The following is a 19,245-nucleotide window of genomic DNA, read 5'->3' as shown; positions in this document are numbered from 1 at the left end:
CCATGGAGGTTGGCGCCTTGGAAATTCGCGCCGCGGCCAACGGCTCCTGCAAAGGATGTGTTGGCCAGGTTCTGTCCCTGGAAATCTCCGTTGCTTTGGTTGGTGAGCGTGTAATCCACCTTTTCCTGGAACAAGGCCCTGTCCTGCAACCCCACCCCGGCGGAGGTGTCCAGGGCTTGGGCCGGAGTTCCCATCAACAGGAGGGGCATGAGAAGGCTCAGCAGCCAGGAAATTCGCAGCACAGTCCACGCGCAAGCTGCGTTCACTCTGCCGTTACAACGCCGCGAGCGAACAGGTCCCCGATCAGATACAGCGATCCGGCAACAATTGGCATCGGCGTTGGCCATCCATCGCTGTTGAGTTGGTTCAGCACAGTTTCAAGGCTGTCGGCCTCTTGCAACTGGTTGCCGCGGTCTGGGAGTTCCTTGAGGAGGGCCGCTCGGCACCAGCTTTTGTGGCCCGGTACTGGAATGATCCAGGCTTGGTCCTGGGGCTGTAGCAAGGCCTGGAGCATGGCGGCAGCATCCTTGTGGGCCTGAATGGCCAGGATCCAGACCACACCTATGGATGCGCTGGTCCAATGAACGCGTTCCTCGGCCAGCTGCACCGCGGCGGGTGGATTGTGAGCTCCGTCAAGGCGAAGCCGGTGTTCCCTCCAACGCACGGTCTCCAGACGACCGGGCCAGCGGGCTGTCGCGAACCCCTCACGGATCACTGCCTCAGGCAGGGTCCAGCCCAAGCTCGACAAGGCCTTTAAAGCTCCAAGGGCTACAGCGGCGTTGCTTCTCTGGATTTCTCCTGCCAGGCCCAGCTCCCAGGATGATTCCAGGGGCTGCACCCACGTCAGGTTGGCCTGCTGCTTTCGGCACGTTTCGTCCAGGACGGTCTGCACGGCGGGATCTTGTGCCCCGCTGATCACGGTGGCGTACGGGGGGATCGCCGCCGCCTTCTCCATCGCGATGGCGGTGAGGTTGTTGCCCAGGTGTTCGCAGTGATCCAGTCCAATGCTGGCGACGGCAATCACGGGCCGGTGGGGATGCGCTGTTGTGGCGTCAAGCCGTCCCCCCAGGCCTACTTCCAGCACCAGGAGTTCACAGGCGTGCCGTTGAAATTCCAAAAATGCTGCGGTCACGAGCAGTTCAAAGGGGGTCAGCCGATGCCGTTCGTTGAGGGGTTGGAGAGCCTGCAACTGGGATCGCAGCGTTTCAACGGCAATCGGCTCTCCCTGGATCCGAATCCGTTCGCACCAGCTCACCAGGTGCGGGGAGGTGGTGACCCCGCAGCGGAGTCCTGCGGCACAGAGGGCTGATTCCAGAAAGCTGACGATGGACCCCTTCCCGTTGGTGCCAAGCACCTGAATCGCGGGAACCGCCTGACATGGATGGTCAAGGTCGTGGAGGGCCGCATGCATGCGATCCAACTGCAGATCCATGCCACGCAGGTCGAAGCGTGGGATCAGATCAGAGAGCTCATCCACTCAGCTGAGGCTGGAGAGGGTCGCCGCCAGACGGCGCAGCAGTTCGCGGATCTCGCGCTGGTTGATGGTCAGGGGGGGAACCATGCGCAGCACGGAGGGCCCGGCCGCTACCAGCAGAAGGCCTTGATCAATGGCGGCTTGAGCCAGCTGAGGCGCCTTCCAGCTGCTGCTTTCACGGATCACGATGCCTTGCAGTAGGCCCCAACCCCGCACTGTTTCCAGGTGCTCTGGGAAACATTTCACCAGTTCTTGGAGTCCGTCGCGCAGCTGTTCACCGCGGGCTGTGACGTTGTTGAGTAGCCCCCGCCGTTCGATCTCGGTCGCCACCGTCAACCCGGCCCGGCACGCGAAGGGATTGCCGCCAAAAGTGCTGGCGTGGTCTCCGGGTTCGAACACGTCAGCTGATGCGTTCACCAGCAGGGCGCCGATGGCATGGCCACCCCCCAGCCCCTTGGCCAGGGTGAAGGCGTCAGGGGTAATGCCCAGTTGTTCGTAGCCCCACAAGCGGCCGCTTCGTCCCATGCCCACCTGCACCTCGTCGAGAATCAGCAGGATGTTCCGTTGTGTGCAGATCTCGCGCAAGCGTGAGAAGAACGCGCGGTCTCCGGGATTGACGCCACCTTCCCCTTGGAGGGGTTCCACCAGCACAGCCGCGATGGAGGGGCCGGCTTGTTCATAGCGGTTGATCAGGGCTTCTAGGGCCGAGAGATCGTTGTAGGGGAAGTAATCAAACCCGGTCACCATGGGTTCAAAACCCTTGTGGTATTTGGGTTGACCAGTGGCTGTAACAGCAGCGAGGGTGCGGCCATGGAAGCTGGCTGCCGCCGTGAGGATCACGGGCTGTTCAATGCCTCGACGTTGATGGCCATGTTTACGAGCCAGCTTGATGGCGGCTTCATTGGCTTCGGCGCCGGAATTGCAGAAGAACACGCTGTCGGCGCAGCTGTGGTTCACCAGCCACCTCGCCAGCTGCTCCTGTTCAGGAATCTGATAGAGATTTGATACGTGCTGGAGTCGTCCCAGCTGTCTGCGCAGAGCGCGATGCATTGCCCTGTCGCTGTGGCCCAGCGTGCAGGTCGCGATGCCAGCGACCGCATCGAGGTATCTCCGACCTTGCGTGTCTTTGACCCAACAACCCTTCCCTTTGGCCAAAGCCAGAGGAAAACGGCCGTAGGTGTTCATCACAGCGGATGGATGGGAGCCGGGGGACTTGAACCCCCAAGACCAGTGGCCGGCTGATTTTGAGTCAGCTGCGTCTACCAATTCCGCCAGGCTCCCGCACAGGGATTGTATTGATTGAAGGGCCCCGCTTCAGGGGATGTTGCGCTTCACCTCAGCACCCACAGCGCTGAGCTTGCTTTCGAGGTCGTCGTAACCCCGGTCGAGGTGTTTCAGGCCAGACACCTCGGTGATGCCTTTGGCTGAAAGGCCTGCCAGCACCATGGCAGCGGCTGCACGAAGGTCTGTGCCGGTGACGGGGGCCCCGCTGAGCTGGGCCACCCCCTCAACGATGGCAGTGCTGCCCTTGAGACGTATGGACGCTCCCATGCGCTGAAGTTCGGCCACATGCTGCAGACGGTTTTCGTAGATCTTTTCGCTGATCACACTTGTTCCTTTGGCCGTGCACATCAGGGCCATGAACGGTGCCTGAAGATCGGTTGGGAACCCTGGGAAAGGTTGGGTGGTGATGTCCACAGCGGTGATCTCACCTGGTGTGATCGTGACGGACCTCCCGGTGATATCGATGGAGCAGCCGCAGTCCCGGAGCTTCTGGATCACAGCGCTGAGATGCTCCGGAACAACGGGCTCTACCACCAGTTGTGAGCGAGTGATCGCTGCAGCTATCAGGAAAGTTCCAGCTTCGATCCTGTCGGGTATGACCGGATAGTTGCTGCACCCTCGGAGCTGTTCCACCCCTTCAATGGTGATCACCGGGCCACCAGCTCCGGTGACGCGAGCTCCCATTGTGTTGAGCAGGTTGGCCAGGTCCTGCACTTCAGGCTCCTGGGCGGCGTTTTCAATTGTTGAGACCCCTTCCGCCAAAACGGCGGCCATCAAGATGGTTTCCGTGGCTCCGACGCTGGGACAGTCGAGAACGATCTGAGCCCCTGACAGGCGTTTTTTACTGCCCGGAACGGACGCCGTGACGATCCCATGCTCCACATTGACGATGGCGCCGAGGGCTTTCAGGCCGCGGATGTGTTCGACGACAGGACGTGCTCCGATGCGGCATCCCCCTGGAAGGGGAACCCGCGCATGTCCCAGCCGTCCCAGCAGAGGTCCGATGCTGAAGAAACTGGCGCGCAGGCTGTTGACCAGTTCGTAGGGCGGAGCTGAACCACTCAGTTCGGAGGCGGTAAGGCGAATGCGGTCAGAGGCTCGATCAACCTGCACTCCCAGCGATTCAAGGATGGCACTCATGCCATCGATGTCTGTCAGGGCAGGAATATTGGTGAGTTCAATGGTCTCTTGACTCAGGAGGCTGGCCGTCATCAGCACCAGCGCGGAGTTCTTCGCCCCGCTGACGCGAAGCGTGCCGTTCAGGTCGTGGCCGCCACTGACGTTCAGGCGTTGCTTGAGACTCTCCTGAGACGCTTCTGCAACAGCCATCATCAATTGCCTGATCCCCGATGAGAGGATTTTGCCAATACTCTCTGAGACCGTCTAGACGGCCGGCGTTCAAACTGGACAGTTTGCTTCCAGGGTGTTGGATCTAGGGATCGGTGATGCCCTATGTTCATCCGGTCGAATCTCGACACGCCAGCGGATGTGGCGGAATTGGTAGACGCGCTAGTTTCAGGTACTAGTGGTGGCAACATCGTGGGAGTTCAAGTCTCCCCATCCGCACTAGTTTGTCGGAAGTCAAGCTTCTCCCGGCAACAATGATCGTTCTCAAGATCTCCAACGCCTCGGAGGTGGTTGCTTCCAAGGTTGGAAAGTTCATTGAGCTTCTAACCCCCGACTCCATCGACCACACGACTGTGGAAGATCAGGTCATTAAAAAGCTGATTGAAAATCTTGCGGCGGAAGGGATTAAGGGCGAAATCGCAGCCATTAATGGGCTTGAGCTCGAAGGCGAAAATCTCAGCGTTCACAAAGGCTTGAACGTGCGTAAACACGCAGAGTTCTGATTCGTTCTCTGGAATCCTCCTCCCCCCTGATCAGCAGCCGACGCAATCCCTTGGTCAAGCGTCTTAGAAGCTTGGCTACCCGTGTTGGGCGTGAGGCCGAAGGGCTGTTGCTCCTGGAGGGCACCCATCTCTTGCAAGAGCTTCTGGCGCGAGGGAAGGCGCCGGAGGAAATCATCGCAACGGAGGTCTGGCTGGAGCGTCATCCGGAACTCGCCGAACGTTGTTCCCAGGCGCGATGGCGGATTGTCACCGATGAGGTGTTGCGGGCAGCGCTAACAACGGTCACACCCGATGGCGTCGCCTGTCTGAGCCCACTGAAGGCTTTGCCCACCGTTCCGTCGGTGTTGGACTTCGTCCTGGTTCTGGATCGCATTCAGGATCCGGGCAACTTGGGCACGTTGTTGAGGACGGCGCTTGCCGCTGATGTGAACGCGGTCTGGATGGGCGGTGGTGTTGACCCCCTGGGGACGAAAGTTCTGCGGGCGTCTGCTGGTGCTCTGCTTCAACTGCCGCATCAACGCTTTGGCCCCAGCGAAGAGATGGCGATCCAGCTGCTTCAGCAGCAACTCCAGCAGCTGGTGGCGTCGGGATTGCAGGTGGTAGCCACCCTGGTACCGGATCCGACGAAAGGTGATCCCCCATCTCCCTACTGGGATCTCGACTGGAGACGGCCGACGGCGCTGGTGCTGGGAACCGAGGGTGCAGGCCTGCATCCGGATCTGCAGGCCTGCTGTACCCATGCCGTCACGCTTCCCCACAGCTCACGCGTTGAATCCTTGAATGTGGCGTCTGCCGCGGTTCCTCTCCTCCTGGAGCGGCGAAGAGCGACAATGACCGCCACATCGCAGCAGTTCGGGTGAGCGACGCCAGCTTCGACTTCGACGTCATTGTTATCGGTGCCGGCTATGGCGGCTTCGATGCCGCCAAACATGCCGCCGACCATGGCCTGAAGACGGCGATTGTTGAATCCCGCGACATGGGAGGCACCTGTGTGAACAGGGGCTGCGTTCCCTCCAAGGCGTTGCTTGCCGCCAGCGGAAAGGTGCGGGAGCTGGCGGACGACAAGCACTTGTCGAGCTTTGGAATTCATGCCGCTCCTGTGCGTTTCGAGCGGCAAAAGATCGCTGACCACGCCAATCAGCTCGTTCAAACCATCCGGACCAATCTCACCAAGACCCTGGAACGGGCTGGGGTGACAATCCTCAGGGGCCATGGCCGTCTCGAGGGCAGCCAGAGAGTCGGGCTGCGGGAACCCAGCGGCGTCGACAGGGTTCTGACCGCTAAGGACGTCATCATCGCCACAGGATCGGACCCCTTTGTGCCGCCTGGAATCGAAACCGATGGGCGCACGGTCTTTACCAGTGACGAGGCCATCAATCTGGAGTGGTTACCCCGTTGGATTGCCATCATCGGCAGCGGTTACATCGGCCTTGAATTCGCTGATGTGTACACCGCACTCGGTTGTGAAGTGTCGATGATTGAGGCGATGGACAAGGTGATGCCCACCTTTGATCCAGACATCGCCAAGATCGCAGGCCGTCATCTGATCGACGGACGCGATATCGATGCCCGCTCCGGAGTCCTGGCCCGCAAGGTCACCCCGGGTTGCCCCGTGAAGATCGAACTGGCTGATTTCAACAGCCGTGAACTGGTGGAGACCCTTGAGGTGGATGCCGTACTGGTGGCCACGGGGCGCGTTCCCAGCAGCAAGGGCCTCAACTTGGAGTCTCTCAATGTGGAGACGAACCGGGGCTTTGTTCCGATTGACGACGCCATGCGGGTGCTGGTCAACGGTGAGCCGCTGCCCAATCTCTGGGCCGTGGGTGATGTGACCGGCAAGCTGATGCTGGCGCACACCGCTGCTGCACAAGGCACCGTGGCGGTGGACAACATCCTTGGCCACGCGCGCGAGATCGACTACCGCAGCATTCCGGCAGCCACCTTCACTCATCCTGAGATCAGCTCTGTGGGTCTGACCGAAGCGGATGCCAAAGCCCTGGCCGAGAAGGATGGGTTCCAGCTCGGGTCCGTTCGCAGCTATTTCAAAGCCAATTCCAAAGCTCTGGCTGAACTGGATAGTGACGGCCTGATGAAGCTGCTGTTCAACAAGACCAGCGGTGAAGTGCTGGGGGCCCACATCTATGGGCTTCATGCCGCTGATCTGATCCAGGAGGTGGCCAATGCTGTCGCCCGGCGTCAGAGCGTTCGTCAGCTCGCCACTGAAGTGCACACACACCCCACCCTTAGTGAGGTGGTGGAAGTTGCTTACAAACAGGCTGCCGCCCAGTTGGCCGCCTGATCCCACGCACCCGTTTCTCGTTCAAGCTTTGCCCTGATCCATGGAGTTCCGCCGTCGTCCCCCCAATCCCAAGGTGAGGGTTGCTCATCTCGAATATGCGGTGCCTCACGATGAAGAGGAGCCGCGTCACATCCTCGAGAAAATTGTCTGGGAAAAAGACCGTGAGATTGATGCGGCCCGCGACAAGGTCCCCCTGGACAAGCTGAAGCAGCAGATTGCCAAGCTGCCTCCTACGAAGGATTTTCTTGGAGCTCTTCAGGCTGCCGCCAAGAAACCGGCGGTGATTGCTGAGGTCAAAAAAGCGAGTCCCAGCAAAGGAGTGATTCGCGAGGATTTTGATCCGGTCGCGATTGCCAAGGCCTATGCCGCCGGCGGCGCGAGTTGTCTCTCGGTGCTCACCGACAAGACCTTTTTTCAGGGGGGCTTCGATGTTTTGGTGGAGGTTCGCCGGGCCGTCGACCTTCCTCTGCTCTGCAAGGAGTTTGTGCTCAGTCCGTATCAGCTGTTTCAGGCCAGGGCCGCGGGGGCTGATGCGGTGCTGCTGATCGCTGCCATCCTGTCGGACCAGGATCTTCGCTATCTGAACAAGGCCGCAGCGGCTCTGGACCTCACGGTGCTGGTGGAAGTCCACGACGCCACTGAACTGGACCGGGTGCTCAACATTGGTGGGTTCCCCTTGATCGGAATCAACAATCGCGATCTCACCAGCTTTGAGACGGATCTCGGTACGACTGAGCGGCTGCTCAACGAATTCGATGACCGGTTGAAGCAAGAGGAGGCGCTGCTTGTGAGTGAGTCGGGTCTGTTCAGCCGTTCTGATCTCGATCGGGTTCAGTCCGCCGGTGCAGGTGCGGTGCTTGTGGGGGAAGCTCTCATGCGGCAGCCGGATATTGAGGCGGGTCTGGTGCAACTGATCCAGGCTTGATAACGCCGATGGCTTCTTCCTGCTGATGCAGAATTGAGACATTCAGGCGGTTCTTTGTGCTGATTAGCCTTTTGACCGGCATTGCCGCCGGGGCCGTGCACGTTGTGGGTGGTGCAGATCACCTGGTGGCGATGGCGCCCTTCTCCCTGAACAAGCCTCTGTCGGCCTTTCGGCATGCCATGGCCTGGGGGGCCGGTCACTCCGCCGGAGTCGTGGTTCTGGCCCTGATCGCCATTGGCCTCAAAGACCTGGCCCATGTGGAGGCCATGTCGTCTTGGGCGGAATTCCTTGTGGGTGTGGCCCTGCTGGTGGTGGGTGCTCTGGCGGTCCGCACCGCGTTCGGTCTTGAACTGCACACCCATGATCATCTTCATGACGGTTCCCATGAGCATCGTCATCTCCACCTGCATGTGCGCGGTGCCAGCAACCACCGCCGTCACGTCCATGCATCCTCAGGGCTGGGCTTGCTGCATGGATTGGCGGGTGCCAGTCACCTGCTGGCGGTGATTCCTGCCCTGGCTCTGCCGCCTCACGCTGCTGTGGGCTATTTGGTGGCTTATCTGCTTGGATCCATCGGCGCCATGGTGGCCGTGGTTTCGGTGGTGTCCTTCCTCACCCTGCGCAGTGGTGCCCGGCTGATGCCTTTCCTTGTTGGTGGCACCGGAGCTCTTTCGATCATCACTGGGGCGATCTGGCTTCAGAAGACCTCACCGGTCTTGTTCTGACCCTCTGGTGGTGAGACGAGCCACCACCTCCCCGATCAGCAAGCTTGTCGCCACCGTCCCGAGTTGGCGGCTATCGGTGCTTTCGGCTTGGTGATCTCCCAGCAACCACAACCCGTTGGGTTCAATTCTGTTGAGGCGTTTGATCAGACGAATGTCCGATCGCTGAGGATGCCATGTCACGAGCACGGATCCCAAACGCAGGGTCGAGCTCGAGTTCAGACGCCTAACCAGAACACGGTCTCCCGGTTCAAGGGTGGGCTGCATCGATCGCCCTTCGATGCGTAGCAGCAGCCGACGGCCACAAAAAAGCAGCAACAGATCCCGAAGGCCTGCTGCTGCGATAGGGGCATTGGACCTGTTCGAACTCAGGATGCGGTGACCCAGGCGTCGGAACGACCCTTGGACTGCCAGAACATGCCGTGGATTTTTTCAACGGCGGCCATCAGCTCCTCTGCCTTGGCCTGATCGATGTTCACCTTGCAGGCGCTGCAGAGCTTGGCTGCTTTCCAGAAGGTGTCGTGCAGATCAGGGAAGGTGGCCAGGTGGTCGGGCTTGAAGTAGTCGGTCCAGAGGATCAACAACTCTTTCTTGGTCTTCTGTGCTTCCTCTTCCTTAATGGCGACGAAGCGACCGAAGGTGTTGTTGTAGGCGGCCAAAGCAGCCGCGTCACCCGCGGCGGGGGCCTCAAGGCCCTTCAGCTTCTTGGTCATGGACAGCACTGCTTCGGCTGCCACACGAGCGGAAGCCGGGTCGTAAACACCACAAGGACCGTCGCAATGGGCTTCTGCCACAGGGGCAGGAAGGGCATATGCAATGGCGGAAAGGGCCGTGCGCAGCATCGGTTCAGAGCGGAATTGGCTTGGGTTGAGCCTAGCTTCCGCTCACTTCTTCACGTCGAGCAGTTCCACCTCGAAAATCAAGGTTGCATTGGGAGGAATCACCCCACCGGCGCCCCGGGTGCCATAGGCCAGGTCGGAGGGGATCACCAGCTTGCGTTTGCCGCCCACTTTCATTCCGGCGACACCTTCATCCCATCCTTTGATCACCCGGCCAGCACCAAGGGGGAAGCTGAAGGGGGTGCCCCGGTCGTAGCTGGCATCGAACTGCTGTCCGTCCTCCAGGGTGCCGCGGTAGTGCACCACCACCGTCTGGCCTGCACTTGCCTCCTCACCTGTGCCCACCTCCAGCTCAGTGATTTTCAGACCACTGGCTGTGATGGTGGTGTCAGGGGCATCGAGCGGGCCGCCGAGGGCCGAAGCATCGGCGCGAGCGGAATCGTTGGCCATGGCAAACAGGGTCGGATTGGGGTCGTCGGGGTCGAGTTCGAAGCTCAAGGCCCGTTGTGGTTTCGAAGCCTCGGACCGCACGGCAGCTGGCTGTACGGGGGCGGCGTCCACAGTGGAGGGGGCCACGATCTGGCTGACCAAGGCCAGGAGAAGGCAGGCCACGCAGACCGTTGTGCTGATGATGATGTCGCGCACGGAAAGGCTTCTGTTGCTCTAATTCTGGCCTCTGGTCCGCATCGCCGGTGTTCACTCAGGCCGGTTCATCTGCCGCAGCTGCTGCTCAAGCCGATCAATGCGTCCTCGCAGTTCATCCACTTCCTTCTGACTGGGAACGCCAAAATCTTGGAGCAGGTTGTCGCGATTTCTTTCCAGGTTGCGCCCCATCTGCTGCTCCAGTTCGGGCGTTTCACCGCGGAGTGCCTTGAGCACGTCATCCACCAGGGCGGAGGCTTCATTCGGATCAAGCCGGCCACTGCTGACCCAGTTCTGGGTGACGCCTCGTAGACGTTCAGCGACGAGGGTGGTCGTCCCCAGGCCGCGCAGCAGCAACTGCTGAAGAGGATTCGCGGGATCCATAGCGACAGGCGGGCGGGTCCGATCCAGGATGCCCCCGGCCGGGACTGCTGACCATGGGCAATCACCAACTGCATCCCGGATGGCGCGCTCTGCTCGGGGGCGTTCTGGCTGGAGTGGCTCCATCCCTGGGCGGGCCACTGCTGATGGTTCCTGCTCTGGCGCTGCTCTGGTCCGTGGTTGAGCGCCCCCGTTGGTCGGCTTTTTGGGCTCTGCTTGCCGTTTTGATCAGCCACGGCTGGTTGCTGGCCCTGCATCCGCTCACCTGGATGGGAGTCCCCACCGCGCTCAGCCTGCCTGTGGCGCTGTCCCTCTGGCTGGCCTGCGGCATCCTTGCCGCTCTGCTCGTCGCCGGGTGGTCTGTTCTGGCGCGGCGGCTGCCTCGCCGCTGGCCGCGTCCTGTGCGGATGCTGCTGCTGGCTGGGTTCTGGGCCCTGGCTGAGCTGGTGCTGTCGGGGTCACCGCTGTTCTGGATCGGCGTCGGCGGCACCACCCTGCCCTGGGACCGCCCCTTGGCGGGGGTGGCCCGCTGGTTCGGCTCCGGAGGGTTGACGTTGCTGCAGTTGTGGTGGGGCTGTTGCCTGCTGGCGCTGTTCGAGCAGCCCGCGGCTTGGCGACGCTGGGGTCTGATCGGATTGGCCAGCGTGCTGCTGGCCCATGGGTTGGGGAGCCTGCTGTTGTGGGCGACGCCGCCGTCGGTCGGGTCCGTCGCAATGGGGGTCTGGCAGCCCGCTGTTCCGACACGAGAAAAATTCAATCTGGAGCGTCAACAGGCGTTGCCCACGCGGCTGGTGGATGCGATGCGTCAGCTGGAGAAGAACGACGTTGTCGCTGTAGTGGCTCCGGAAGGGGCTCTGCCTGCGAATTTTCTGGTGCCGCCGGAGGCTCCAGACATTCCCCTGATCAGTGGTGGATTTCGTTGGGTGCGAGGTCAGCAACGCAGTTCTCTGTTGCTGTACGAGCCGCCGGACCGGTTTCCCGTTCCCCTGGCTGATAAGCATCGTTTGGTGCCGATCGGGGAATGGATGCCCCCGCTGCCTGCCGGCCTGACGGCGGGATTGTCTGCGGTGGGTGGTTTGGCCCCTGGCCCGGCTCCCCGCACGATGGCCGTGGTTGAGCCCCCGGCTGCTGTGGCCATTTGTTATGAGATTGCTGATGGCCTGGCACTGGCACGCGCCGCTGCAAATGGCGCGACCTGGCTCCTCGCGATTGCCAACCTCGACCCTTATCCCCGTCAGTTGCAGAAGCAGTTCCTGGCTCTGGCTCAGTTAAGGGCGATCGAGAGCGGACGCGATTTGCTCAGCGTTGGCAACACGGGTCCGAGTGCGCTGATTTCGGCTGATGGAAGGGTGGAATGGTTGCTTCCACCTGAGGCCCCCGGCGTGGCGCAGACCGTCATTCAGGTTCGTAAGCGCGCCACGGCTTACTCCCGTTGGATCAGCCCTCCACCGAGCACGACTTCACCGTCGTAGAAGACCGCAGCTTGTCCTGGGGTGATGGAGAACTGCTCCTCTTCAAAGGTCAAACGGCAGCGGTGAGGCCGCTCCCGTTGCTGATCTGCCTCGGTGGCCTCCAGGGGGACCAGCTCTGCACGCACCGGTGCACTGCGATAACGCACCTGAACCTCAATGTTTTGTGGGGCCTGGATGGGGTCGATTGAGACCCAGTTCACCGCGCCCACCACGCAGCTGTCTCGGCCCGCTTCGGCGCGAGGAGCGACGACCACCCGATTCATCGCAGCGTCAAGGCGGATGACGTGAAGCGGCTCTCGCCAGGCCACACCCAGCCCCTTGCGCTGACCAATGGTGAAGTGTTCGATGCCGTCGTGCTCGCCCACAACGGTTCCATCGCCCAGCACGATCTCCCCTTGGCGGGGTGGCAGATAGGCATCCAGGAACGCCCGCATGGATCCGTGGTGGTCCGCCAGGCAGAGATCCTGGCTTTCTGGTTTCTCTGCAGTACGCAGACCGTGTCGGGCAGCTTCGAGCCGCGTGTCGGGCTTCGTTAGTTCTCCCAAGGGAAAAACGATGCGTCCCAAGACCTCCTGGGGAAGGTCGTAGAGGAAATAGCTCTGGTCCTTGCGACCGTCGAGGCCCCGCAGCAACTGATGACGCTGTTGATCGCCCCCATGACGGATCCGGGCGTAGTGGCCGGTGGCGATGCGGGGCAGGTTCCGCTCTTGGAGGGCCCAATTGAGCATCGGTCCAAATTTCACCGACCGATTGCATTGGGAGCAGGGCAGTGGCGTGATCCCATCGCGGTAGCCGTCCACCAGCCGTTGGACGATCTCCTGTTGGAACGTCTCCCGCGTGTCCACCACGTGGTGGGGAATGCCCAGCTGTTCACAGATGCCGGCCGCATCCACCAGTCCTTCAGCGCAACAGGCTCCTTTCCCGCTCATCAGCCAAAGGGTCAGGCCTTCCACCTGCCAACCCGCTTCCACCAGCAGCGCCGCTGTAAGGGAACTGTCGACACCGCCGGAGAGACCAACGGCCACGCGATGCTCTCCAGGCCATTGCCTAAGACGCTCAAGAGCGGCCTCACCAGCGCGGGTTGTGGTGGATCCGATGGCCATGGGCGGCGCAGGGAGTTCTCTCCATAGTGAGGTCCCGGCAACCTGCGAGTGGTGTGGCCTCCCGCTGATTCCGATCATCTGCTCGTGGATGCCTCGTCCATGCGGGGTCTGGAACAGAGCCTGTTCGACAGCGGAATGCCCGTCGCCGCATTGATGGAGAAGGTGGGGCTTGCGATGGCTTCTTGGCTGCTGAAGCGCCGGGATCTGCTGCGGAATGGCGTGTTGGTTTTGGTCGGGCCGGGCCACAACGGTGGCGATGGCCTGGTGGTGGCGAGGGAGTTGCATCTGGCTGGCATTGAGGTTTCGCTGTGGTGTCCCCTTGCCATTCGCAAGCAACTCACCGCAGATCATCTGCGCCATGGGGAGTGGCTCGGTCTTCGGCGCCTGCGTCAAGACCCGGATCCAGCCGACGCAGCGCTGTGGCTGGACGCGATCTTCGGGCTTGGTCAGAGCAGGGCGCTGCCGGACTGCTTGGCAGATCTGTTTCGGTGCCGACAGCAGTTGCAGCCTGGTGCGCTGATCAGCCTGGATGTGCCGTCAGGTCTTTGTTCGGACCATGGAACTGTGTTTGGGGAGCAGGCGGTCTGTGCTTCGGTCACCCTCAGCGTTGGCTGGTTGAAGCGCGGGTTGTGTCTGGACCCAGCCCGTCCTTGGGTTGGGGCGTTGGTGCGGATTGATCTGGGGTTGCCACCTGCGGTGATGGGCAACGCCGCTGCGGTCTTGCCGCGCCGTCTGCCGGTTGGAGAGGCCTGTCGGGCCCCGTTACCAGCGCTTCCGCCCACAGCGATGAAGTACGAACGGGGGCGCTGTCTGGTGGTGGCGGGCAGTGATCGCTACCCCGGCGCAGCACATCTCGCGCTGCGGGGGGCCATGGCCAGTGGCTGCGGCTGCATTCAGGCCGTTGTGCCGCCCTGTCTTCAATCGAATTTGTGGCAGGTGTTGCCGGAGGTGATGCAACTGGAGGAGGGGGTGATTCCAGACCGGCTGGATGCGGTGTTGGTCGGTCCCGGCCTTGGCAACCCGTCTCGGTGGTGGAACCAGTGGTCGGAGCAACTGCGCACCGTCGCTGGTTTGCTGGTGCTCGATGCAGATGGGATCAATGCCCTGGCGTCCAGTCCGGAGGGGTGGCGCTGGCTGTTACAGCGTCAGGGTCCAACCTGGCTGACACCCCACGCTGCTGAGTTCGCGCGTTTGTTTCCTGATTGTGGCGAGGGTGACGCGCTGGAGAGGGTGATCGCAGCAGCACGCTGCAGCCGTTGTTGCATTTTGCTGAAGGGTGCGCATTCGGTACTGGCGGATTCATCGGGTGCGGCGGTGGTGCTGACAGGCACGTCTCCTCGGGTTGCTCGCACTGGACTCGGCGACCTGCTGGCCGGTTTTGTGACTGGTTGGGGTGCTCAGGTCGTCGCGGCACAGCAGCAGCCAGGGCTTGAAAGCTTTGTTGCCAGCACGGCTTTGCATGGTTTGGCGGCACGTCGTGCTCAATCAAGTGATGCTTCGGCGATTGCGGATTGTTTGAAAATCCTTGCAGCGCGGTGTCAGAAAAAGCAAACAACGATGTTCAACAAAGTCTGAACAAATGACTCTTTTTGTTCATTCGGCTTGCTTGTGTCCACAGAGCTTTTGCTGGTTTTAAATCTTTCGCAAATCTGAAATGTTTCGATTTGCTGTTCTGAATCTGAAGGGTTGCTGAAAACACATCGACATTCTTTCTGTTCGTAGGAAAGTCATCACACTTCCGCAGCACCCATGGTGTCCACCGCATCCAAGCCGCTGGAGACTCAACGTCGGCGCAGCAGCGACCCTGTCAGTTGGTACCTCGCCACCATTGGCAGAATCCCTCTTCTCACACCAGCTGAGGAAATCGAGCTGGGCAATCAGGTGCAAGCCATGATGGCCCTCACCGAAGACGGCTCCCGCGAGTTTGCGGATGGAGAACTCACGACGCCGCAGCGTCGTCTCCTAAGGATCGGTCGGCGCGCCAAAGAGCGGATGATGAAGGCCAACCTTCGTTTGGTTGTCAGTGTTGCCAAGAAATATCAGGGCAAGGGTCTTGAATTGCTCGATCTGATTCAGGAGGGCTCCCTCGGGCTGGAGCGTGCTGTTGAAAAATTCGATCCAACCCGGGGTTACAAATTTTCCACTTATGCCTTCTGGTGGATCCGCCAGAGCATGACCCGAGCCATTGCTTGTCAGTCGCGCACGATTCGACTGCCGGTTCACCTGAGTGAGCGGCTCACCACGATCCGTAAGGTCAGCCTTGATCTCGCCCACAAGCTCGGCGCCATGCCCAGCCGCGTGGAGATCGCTGAAGCCATGGATATTCCCTTGGATGAGCTCGATTCGCTGCTCCGCCAGGCCCTCACCACCAGCAGCCTGGATGCTCCAGTCAACGGCGAGGAGGGCCGCAGCTTCCTCGGTGATCTGATTGCTGATTCATCCCTCGATGAGCCGCTCGACATCGTTGAGCAACGTATTCACCACGAACAACTGGGCCGCTGGCTTAGTCACTTGAGTGAGCAGGAGCAGCATGTTCTGCGCATGCGCTTCGGGCTTGAGGGCAACGAACGTCACACCCTCGCTGAAATCGGACGTCTCATGGAAGTGTCCAGGGAGCGTGTCCGCCAAGTTGAACTCAAGGCCTTGCGGAAGCTGCGCAATCTCACCCGTCGACTTCCGAGCGGAATCTGAGCCGGCTCGGAGCCGGCTTCTTAAAACTGAACCAGTTCAGCTGAATCAGTCTTCAGCCCAGATGTAGCGCGTGAGTTCCGATGGGTCGGGCTCTGGTGCTGAGAGGGCGAAGTCAACACAGTCCTGAACGATTCCGTCGATGTCCTTCTCGATCGCGCGTAGTTCATCGCTATTCACCAGGCCTGCGTCTGTCAGATCCCGTTCCAGAGCTTTGAGGGGATCACGCTTGGCCCAGAACTGCTTTTCCTCCTCCGCGCGCAGTTCGTCAGGATCAGCGAGGGAGTGCCCACGGAAGCGATAGGTCAGGCATTCCAACAGGGTCGGACCTTCGCCGGCCCTGGCCCGTTCTACGGCCCGTAGGGCTGCTGCCCGCACCGCCAGAACGTCCATTCCATCCACTTCCTCACCGGCCATCCCGAAGGAGCTGGCCTTGCGCCAGATCTCTGGATCACTGGTGGCCCGGTCGTGGGACATCCCGATGGCCCACTTGTTGTTTTCGACCACGAAAATGATCGGCAGCTTCCACAGCTGCGCCATGTTCATGCACTCGAAAAACTGACCGTTGTTGCAGGTTCCATCACCGAAGAACGCAGCAGTCACTGCATTGCTGGAGGCATCGCCGAGGGCATCGCGTTTGTACCGGCTGGTGAAGGCCGACCCGAGCGCCACGGGGATCCCTTCAGCGATGAAGGCAAAACCACCAAGCAGGTGATGCTCCTTGGAAAAAAGGTGCATCGAACCGCCGCGACCTTTGCTGCAACCGGTCTCTTTGCCGAAGAGTTCACTCATGACCTCGCGGGCGGGTACGCCGGCGCTCAAGGCATGGACGTGATCGCGGTATGTGCTGCAGAACCAGTCGTGCTGACGCTTCATGGCACCGATCACACCGGTGCTGACAGCTTCCTGACCGTTGTACAGATGAACAAAGCCGAACATCTTGCCGCGGTAGTACATCTCGGCGCATTTGTCCTCGAAGCGCCTGCCCAGGGTCATGTCCCTGTAGAGGTCAAGGCCCGTGTCCCGGTCCACGCTGGCCCGTTGTGCTGTGACCAGTTTTGAGAGCCGTTCGGCGTGGGGACCAGCAGTCGCAGTGCCAATCGGAGCGGAATCGACAGCGAGGTCCTGACCCATGTCCACCTAATGATTTGAAGTCAACTTTAAGGGCCAGCCGATGAGCGATGGGCAAAACCCCAGACACTGACTAAGATCCGCGTCTCCTCGCAGCGTTGCTGTTGGATCTGCCCATTGATCATTTCCGACTCCTGGGCGTCAGTCCATCGGCAGAGCCAGAAGCGATTCTGCGCCGGTTGCAAACCCGTTGCGACAGTCCGCCGGACCAGGGATTCACCCACGAAGCGCTGCTCCAGCGGGCCGACCTCCTGCGTCGATCCGCCGACCTGCTGACCGACCCCTCCGACAGGGCTGACTACGAAGCTGCCTTGCTACGCCTCAGTGAATCCCATCCGAACGGAACGGTGGGGTTGGATCTCCCGACCAGCAGCGAGGTGGCCGGTCTGATTCTGCTCTGGGAGGCCCACGGAGCTGTTGAGGCTTTTCAACTGGCACGGCAGGGGCTCCAGCCTCCTCAGGCACCAGCCCTTGGCAGCGGCCGTGAAGCGGATCTGACTCTCCTGGCTGCCCTGGCCTGTCGCGATGCTGCGCTGGAGGAGCAGGGCCAACGTCGCTATGAGTCGGCTGCTCAACTGCTGATCGACGGCATCCAGCTGCAACAGCGGATGGGCAAGCTGCCCGATCAGCAGCGCCTGCTGGAAGACGCGTTGCAGGCGCTCACACCCTTCCGGATTCTGGATCTGCTCAGCCGTGATCTTGGTGTTCAGGACTCACACCAACGGGGCTTGACCCTGCTGGATGAGTTGGTCGTGGCCCGTGGTGGTCTGGAGGCTGCCGAGGTAGATGGCGATCACCAAGGAAGCCTGACTCAGGCCGATTTTGAATCGTTTTTTCACCAGATCCGCCGCTTTTTGACGGTTCAGGAGCAGATCGATCTGTTCAGTCGCTGGTTTGAGGGAGGCGCTGCTGATGCTGGTTTCCTCACGGTTCTGGCGCTGACCGCCGCTGGTTTCTCGCGGCGTAAGCCCGAGTTCCTCGAGCAGGCGCGCGAGCGGATACAAACGCTTGCCAATGCCGACCTCGACCCCATGCCGCTGATGGGCTGTCTTGATCTGCTGTTGGGCAACGTCAAGGATGCCGAGCGGCACTTCGCTGTTCTGCGTGATGCAGACCTGCAGGCCTGGTTCCTGAATCATCCCGGTGACCGGCTCGCTGCCCAATGTGAGTACTGCCGAGCCTGGCTTGAGCGCGATGTCTTGCCCGGTTATCGCGATGTCGACGCATCGGTAGCTGACCTAGATGCCTGGTTTGCCGATCGTGATGTTCAGGGTTACGTCGATCGTCTCGATCGCAAGGCCTCGCGCCAGCCCCTTACCGAAGAGATGCCCCTGGACTGGTCAACAGCAGGGACGGCATCACTCGATTCCTCGTTCGACCTGGGTGAACCGGATCCGGATGCTGAGTCCGAAGACGTGGCCGTGCCGCTGCCGTTCTTGCAGCAACGCTGGGTTCGTCCTGCTGCTGCGGCTCTGGCGCTGCTCGGGATCGCCGTTGGAGGCCTCGCCCTCGTCAGACGCAATTTGGATTACGCGCCACTGGTACCGGAAACGGTTTCGGAAACCACGGAGGTTGAAGAGAACGAGGTTGAAGAGCAACTAAGGATCGACGCTTCTCCCGCGCAGACGGCCGATGAGCCCGTCGCGAGCCTGAAGCCGGCTCTTCGGCCCTCCGCTCCCTCCAAACCGCTCGTTAGCGATGCGCCGACGGAAGCGGAGCTGCAGGCTTTGGTGCAGGGATGGCTCGATGCCAAGGCTTTGGCTTTGTCCGGTCAGCCGGCGGACCTCTCCGTCGTGGCGAGGGACCCCCTGTTGAAGCGCGTGGAGCGTGAACGGGCCGTTGACGCGGCCGCAGGGCGGTCTAAGTCGATTGATGCCTCAATTACCAGCATCGAGGTGTTGGACAGAAAACCTCTGAGAATTGAGCTGCGGGCCCAGGTGGCCTACAGCGATCGTCTCCAGGGTGCTGATGGTGCTGTCATCGAAGAGACAGCGCCGAGTGATTTTAGCGTGACCTATGTGCTCGGCAGGGACGGAACCCAATGGCGTTTGCATGACTACATGCCGGGATCCTGAGGAGCAGGACCGTCGCTTTTTACGATCACTTCATTGATCCAGGGGCTTTACGCCGATGTTCGACGAGCTTTCAGCCCGTTTTGAGGATGCGGTCAAGGGGCTGCGGGGACAGGACACGATCAGCGAGAGCAACGTCGATGGGGCGCTGAAGGACGTCCGTCGGGCGTTGCTTGAAGCGGATGTGAGCCTGCCGGTGGTGAAGGACTTCGTCGCCGAGGTCCGCGATAAAGCCGTCGGCGCTGAAGTGGTGCGAGGGGTCAACCCGGATCAAAAGTTCATCCAGGTGGTCCATGAGCAGCTGGTGGAGGTCATGGGGGGGGATAACGCTCCTCTGGCCAAGGCGGCCGAGGCTCCCACCGT

At 61.0% G+C, this 19,245-nt stretch carries 20 protein-coding genes and 2 tRNA genes; 11 read left to right on the top strand and 11 right to left on the bottom strand.

The genetic code is table 11. The features are described 5' to 3' along the window. From NCN06_RS12515 to murA, 5 genes are all read right to left on the bottom strand, one after another. On the bottom strand, positions 1–209 hold a 209-nt coding region (locus NCN06_RS12515), incomplete at its 3' end, for a pentapeptide repeat-containing protein (protein ID WP_250399012.1). Positions 210–262: 53 nt separating this feature from the next. After that, complete coding sequence (locus tag NCN06_RS12510; RefSeq protein WP_226397860.1) at positions 263–1,477, bottom strand: bifunctional folylpolyglutamate synthase/dihydrofolate synthase; 1,215 nt, start codon at positions 1,475–1,477, stop codon at positions 263–265. Then, positions 1,478–2,659: an aspartate aminotransferase family protein gene (locus NCN06_RS12505; protein WP_226397859.1), complete on the bottom strand. Its 1,182-nt coding sequence runs from the start codon at positions 2,657–2,659 to the stop codon at positions 1,478–1,480. 13 nt (positions 2,660–2,672) lie between these two features. Next, positions 2,673–2,755: transfer RNA gene (locus NCN06_RS12500), tRNA-Leu, on the bottom strand. Between the two features lie 33 nt (positions 2,756–2,788). Continuing rightward, the gene (murA, locus tag NCN06_RS12495) at positions 2,789–4,090 is read right to left on the bottom strand and encodes a UDP-N-acetylglucosamine 1-carboxyvinyltransferase (protein ID WP_250399011.1); all 1,302 of its coding nucleotides are present in this window, start codon (positions 4,088–4,090) and stop codon (positions 2,789–2,791) included. A gap of 150 nt (positions 4,091–4,240) precedes the next feature. Here murA and NCN06_RS12490 point away from each other — a divergent pair. From NCN06_RS12490 to NCN06_RS12465, 6 genes are all read left to right on the top strand, one after another. Then, positions 4,241–4,324, top strand: a tRNA-Leu gene (locus NCN06_RS12490). A 35-nt stretch (positions 4,325–4,359) separates the two neighbouring features. After that, positions 4,360–4,608 (top strand): DUF8653 family protein, encoded by a 249-nt coding sequence (locus NCN06_RS12485; RefSeq protein ID WP_115024300.1) that lies wholly within the window; start codon positions 4,360–4,362, stop codon positions 4,606–4,608. 71 nt (positions 4,609–4,679) lie between these two features. Continuing rightward, positions 4,680–5,468, top strand: coding sequence for a TrmH family RNA methyltransferase (locus tag NCN06_RS12480; protein WP_226397857.1), 789 nt, complete (start codon positions 4,680–4,682; stop codon positions 5,466–5,468). Next, complete coding sequence (gene lpdA, locus NCN06_RS12475) at positions 5,465–6,907, top strand: dihydrolipoyl dehydrogenase (RefSeq protein WP_226397856.1); 1,443 nt, start codon at positions 5,465–5,467, stop codon at positions 6,905–6,907. Before NCN06_RS12480 ends, lpdA begins: the two co-directional genes overlap by 4 nt. A 40-nt stretch (positions 6,908–6,947) precedes the next feature. After that, positions 6,948–7,832, top strand: a complete 885-nt coding sequence (gene trpC, locus NCN06_RS12470) for an indole-3-glycerol phosphate synthase TrpC (RefSeq protein ID WP_226397855.1) — start codon at positions 6,948–6,950, stop codon at positions 7,830–7,832. 56 nt (positions 7,833–7,888) lie between these two features. After that, complete coding sequence (locus NCN06_RS12465; protein WP_115023746.1) at positions 7,889–8,557, top strand: hydantoin utilization protein A; 669 nt, start codon at positions 7,889–7,891, stop codon at positions 8,555–8,557. Here NCN06_RS12465 and sodX read toward each other — a convergent pair. Genes sodX through NCN06_RS12445 form a run of 4 tightly spaced genes read right to left on the bottom strand, consistent with a single transcriptional unit; the run spans position 8,540 to position 10,419 of the window. After that, on the bottom strand, positions 8,540–8,872 hold the full coding sequence (gene sodX / locus NCN06_RS12460) for a nickel-type superoxide dismutase maturation protease (RefSeq protein WP_226397854.1): 333 nt from the start codon (positions 8,870–8,872) through the stop codon (positions 8,540–8,542). The genes NCN06_RS12465 and sodX overlap by 18 nt on opposite strands. 50 nt (positions 8,873–8,922) lie before the next feature. Continuing rightward, positions 8,923–9,396 (bottom strand): superoxide dismutase, Ni, encoded by a 474-nt coding sequence (gene sodN, locus NCN06_RS12455; protein WP_250399010.1) that lies wholly within the window; start codon positions 9,394–9,396, stop codon positions 8,923–8,925. Positions 9,397–9,438: 42 nt separating this feature from the next. Then, positions 9,439–10,038 carry an FKBP-type peptidyl-prolyl cis-trans isomerase gene (locus NCN06_RS12450; protein ID WP_115023743.1) on the bottom strand — a complete coding sequence of 200 codons (600 nt, stop codon included), beginning with the start codon at positions 10,036–10,038 and terminating at the stop codon, positions 9,439–9,441. A 51-nt stretch (positions 10,039–10,089) separates the two neighbouring features. Continuing rightward, a complete protein-coding gene (locus tag NCN06_RS12445) occupies positions 10,090–10,419 on the bottom strand; it encodes a phasin family protein (protein ID WP_115023741.1) in 330 nt (109 codons plus the stop codon). A gap of 53 nt (positions 10,420–10,472) precedes the next feature. Here NCN06_RS12445 and lnt point away from each other — a divergent pair, with 53 nt between their 5' ends. Beyond that, positions 10,473–11,888 carry an apolipoprotein N-acyltransferase gene (gene lnt, locus NCN06_RS12440; RefSeq protein ID WP_226397853.1) on the top strand — a complete coding sequence of 472 codons (1,416 nt, stop codon included), beginning with the start codon at positions 10,473–10,475 and terminating at the stop codon, positions 11,886–11,888. Here lnt and mnmA read toward each other — a convergent pair. After that, positions 11,840–12,991 carry a tRNA 2-thiouridine(34) synthase MnmA gene (gene mnmA / locus NCN06_RS12435; RefSeq protein ID WP_226397852.1) on the bottom strand — a complete coding sequence of 384 codons (1,152 nt, stop codon included), beginning with the start codon at positions 12,989–12,991 and terminating at the stop codon, positions 11,840–11,842. The genes lnt and mnmA overlap by 49 nt on opposite strands. A gap of 51 nt (positions 12,992–13,042) precedes the next feature. Between mnmA and NCN06_RS12430 the strand changes: the two genes are divergently transcribed. Then, positions 13,043–14,566 (top strand): NAD(P)H-hydrate dehydratase, encoded by a 1,524-nt coding sequence (locus tag NCN06_RS12430; protein ID WP_226397851.1) that lies wholly within the window; start codon positions 13,043–13,045, stop codon positions 14,564–14,566. Positions 14,567–14,740: 174 nt separating this feature from the next. Continuing rightward, a complete protein-coding gene (locus tag NCN06_RS12425; protein ID WP_166016786.1) occupies positions 14,741–15,682 on the top strand; it encodes an RpoD/SigA family RNA polymerase sigma factor in 942 nt (313 codons plus the stop codon). 45 nt (positions 15,683–15,727) lie between these two features. On the opposite strand, the gene pdhA is transcribed toward NCN06_RS12425, so the two are convergent. Continuing rightward, positions 15,728–16,813, bottom strand: a complete 1,086-nt coding sequence (gene pdhA, locus NCN06_RS12420) for a pyruvate dehydrogenase (acetyl-transferring) E1 component subunit alpha (RefSeq protein ID WP_226397850.1) — start codon at positions 16,811–16,813, stop codon at positions 15,728–15,730. Between the two features lie 101 nt (positions 16,814–16,914). Between pdhA and NCN06_RS12415 the strand changes: the two genes are divergently transcribed. Beyond that, entirely contained in the window at positions 16,915–18,885 is a 1,971-nt protein-coding gene (locus tag NCN06_RS12415; RefSeq protein WP_250399008.1) for an ARC6/PARC6 family protein, read from the top strand. 55 nt (positions 18,886–18,940) lie between these two features. After that, a partial coding sequence (locus NCN06_RS12410) for a signal recognition particle receptor subunit alpha (RefSeq protein WP_250399007.1) occupies positions 18,941–19,245 on the top strand: 305 nt, incomplete at its 3' end.

The organism is Synechococcus sp. MU1648 (assembly GCF_023630615.1).
GTDB lineage: Bacteria > Cyanobacteriota > Cyanobacteriia > PCC-6307 > Cyanobiaceae > Parasynechococcus.
The sequence above is the reverse complement of the archived record's forward strand: the minus strand, read 5'-3'. Positions and strand labels throughout refer to the sequence as shown.

Coding starts and splice junctions, on each gene's coding strand:
- NCN06_RS12505 (WP_226397859.1), bottom strand. CDS start 2,659: ATGAACACCTACGGCCGTTTTCCTCTGGCTTTGGCCAAAGGGAAGGGT.
- murA (WP_250399011.1), bottom strand. CDS start 4,090: ATGATGGCTGTTGCAGAAGCGTCTCAGGAGAGTCTCAAGCAACGCCTG.
- NCN06_RS12485 (WP_115024300.1), top strand. CDS start 4,360: ATGATCGTTCTCAAGATCTCCAACGCCTCGGAGGTGGTTGCTTCCAAG.
- trpC (WP_226397855.1), top strand. CDS start 6,948: ATGGAGTTCCGCCGTCGTCCCCCCAATCCCAAGGTGAGGGTTGCTCAT.
- sodN (WP_250399010.1), bottom strand. CDS start 9,396: ATGCTGCGCACGGCCCTTTCCGCCATTGCATATGCCCTTCCTGCCCCT.
- NCN06_RS12445 (WP_115023741.1), bottom strand. CDS start 10,419: ATGGATCCCGCGAATCCTCTTCAGCAGTTGCTGCTGCGCGGCCTGGGG.
- lnt (WP_226397853.1), top strand. CDS start 10,473: ATGGGCAATCACCAACTGCATCCCGGATGGCGCGCTCTGCTCGGGGGC.
- mnmA (WP_226397852.1), bottom strand. CDS start 12,991: ATGGCCATCGGATCCACCACAACCCGCGCTGGTGAGGCCGCTCTTGAG.
- NCN06_RS12425 (WP_166016786.1), top strand. CDS start 14,741: ATGGTGTCCACCGCATCCAAGCCGCTGGAGACTCAACGTCGGCGCAGC.
- pdhA (WP_226397850.1), bottom strand. CDS start 16,813: ATGGGTCAGGACCTCGCTGTCGATTCCGCTCCGATTGGCACTGCGACT.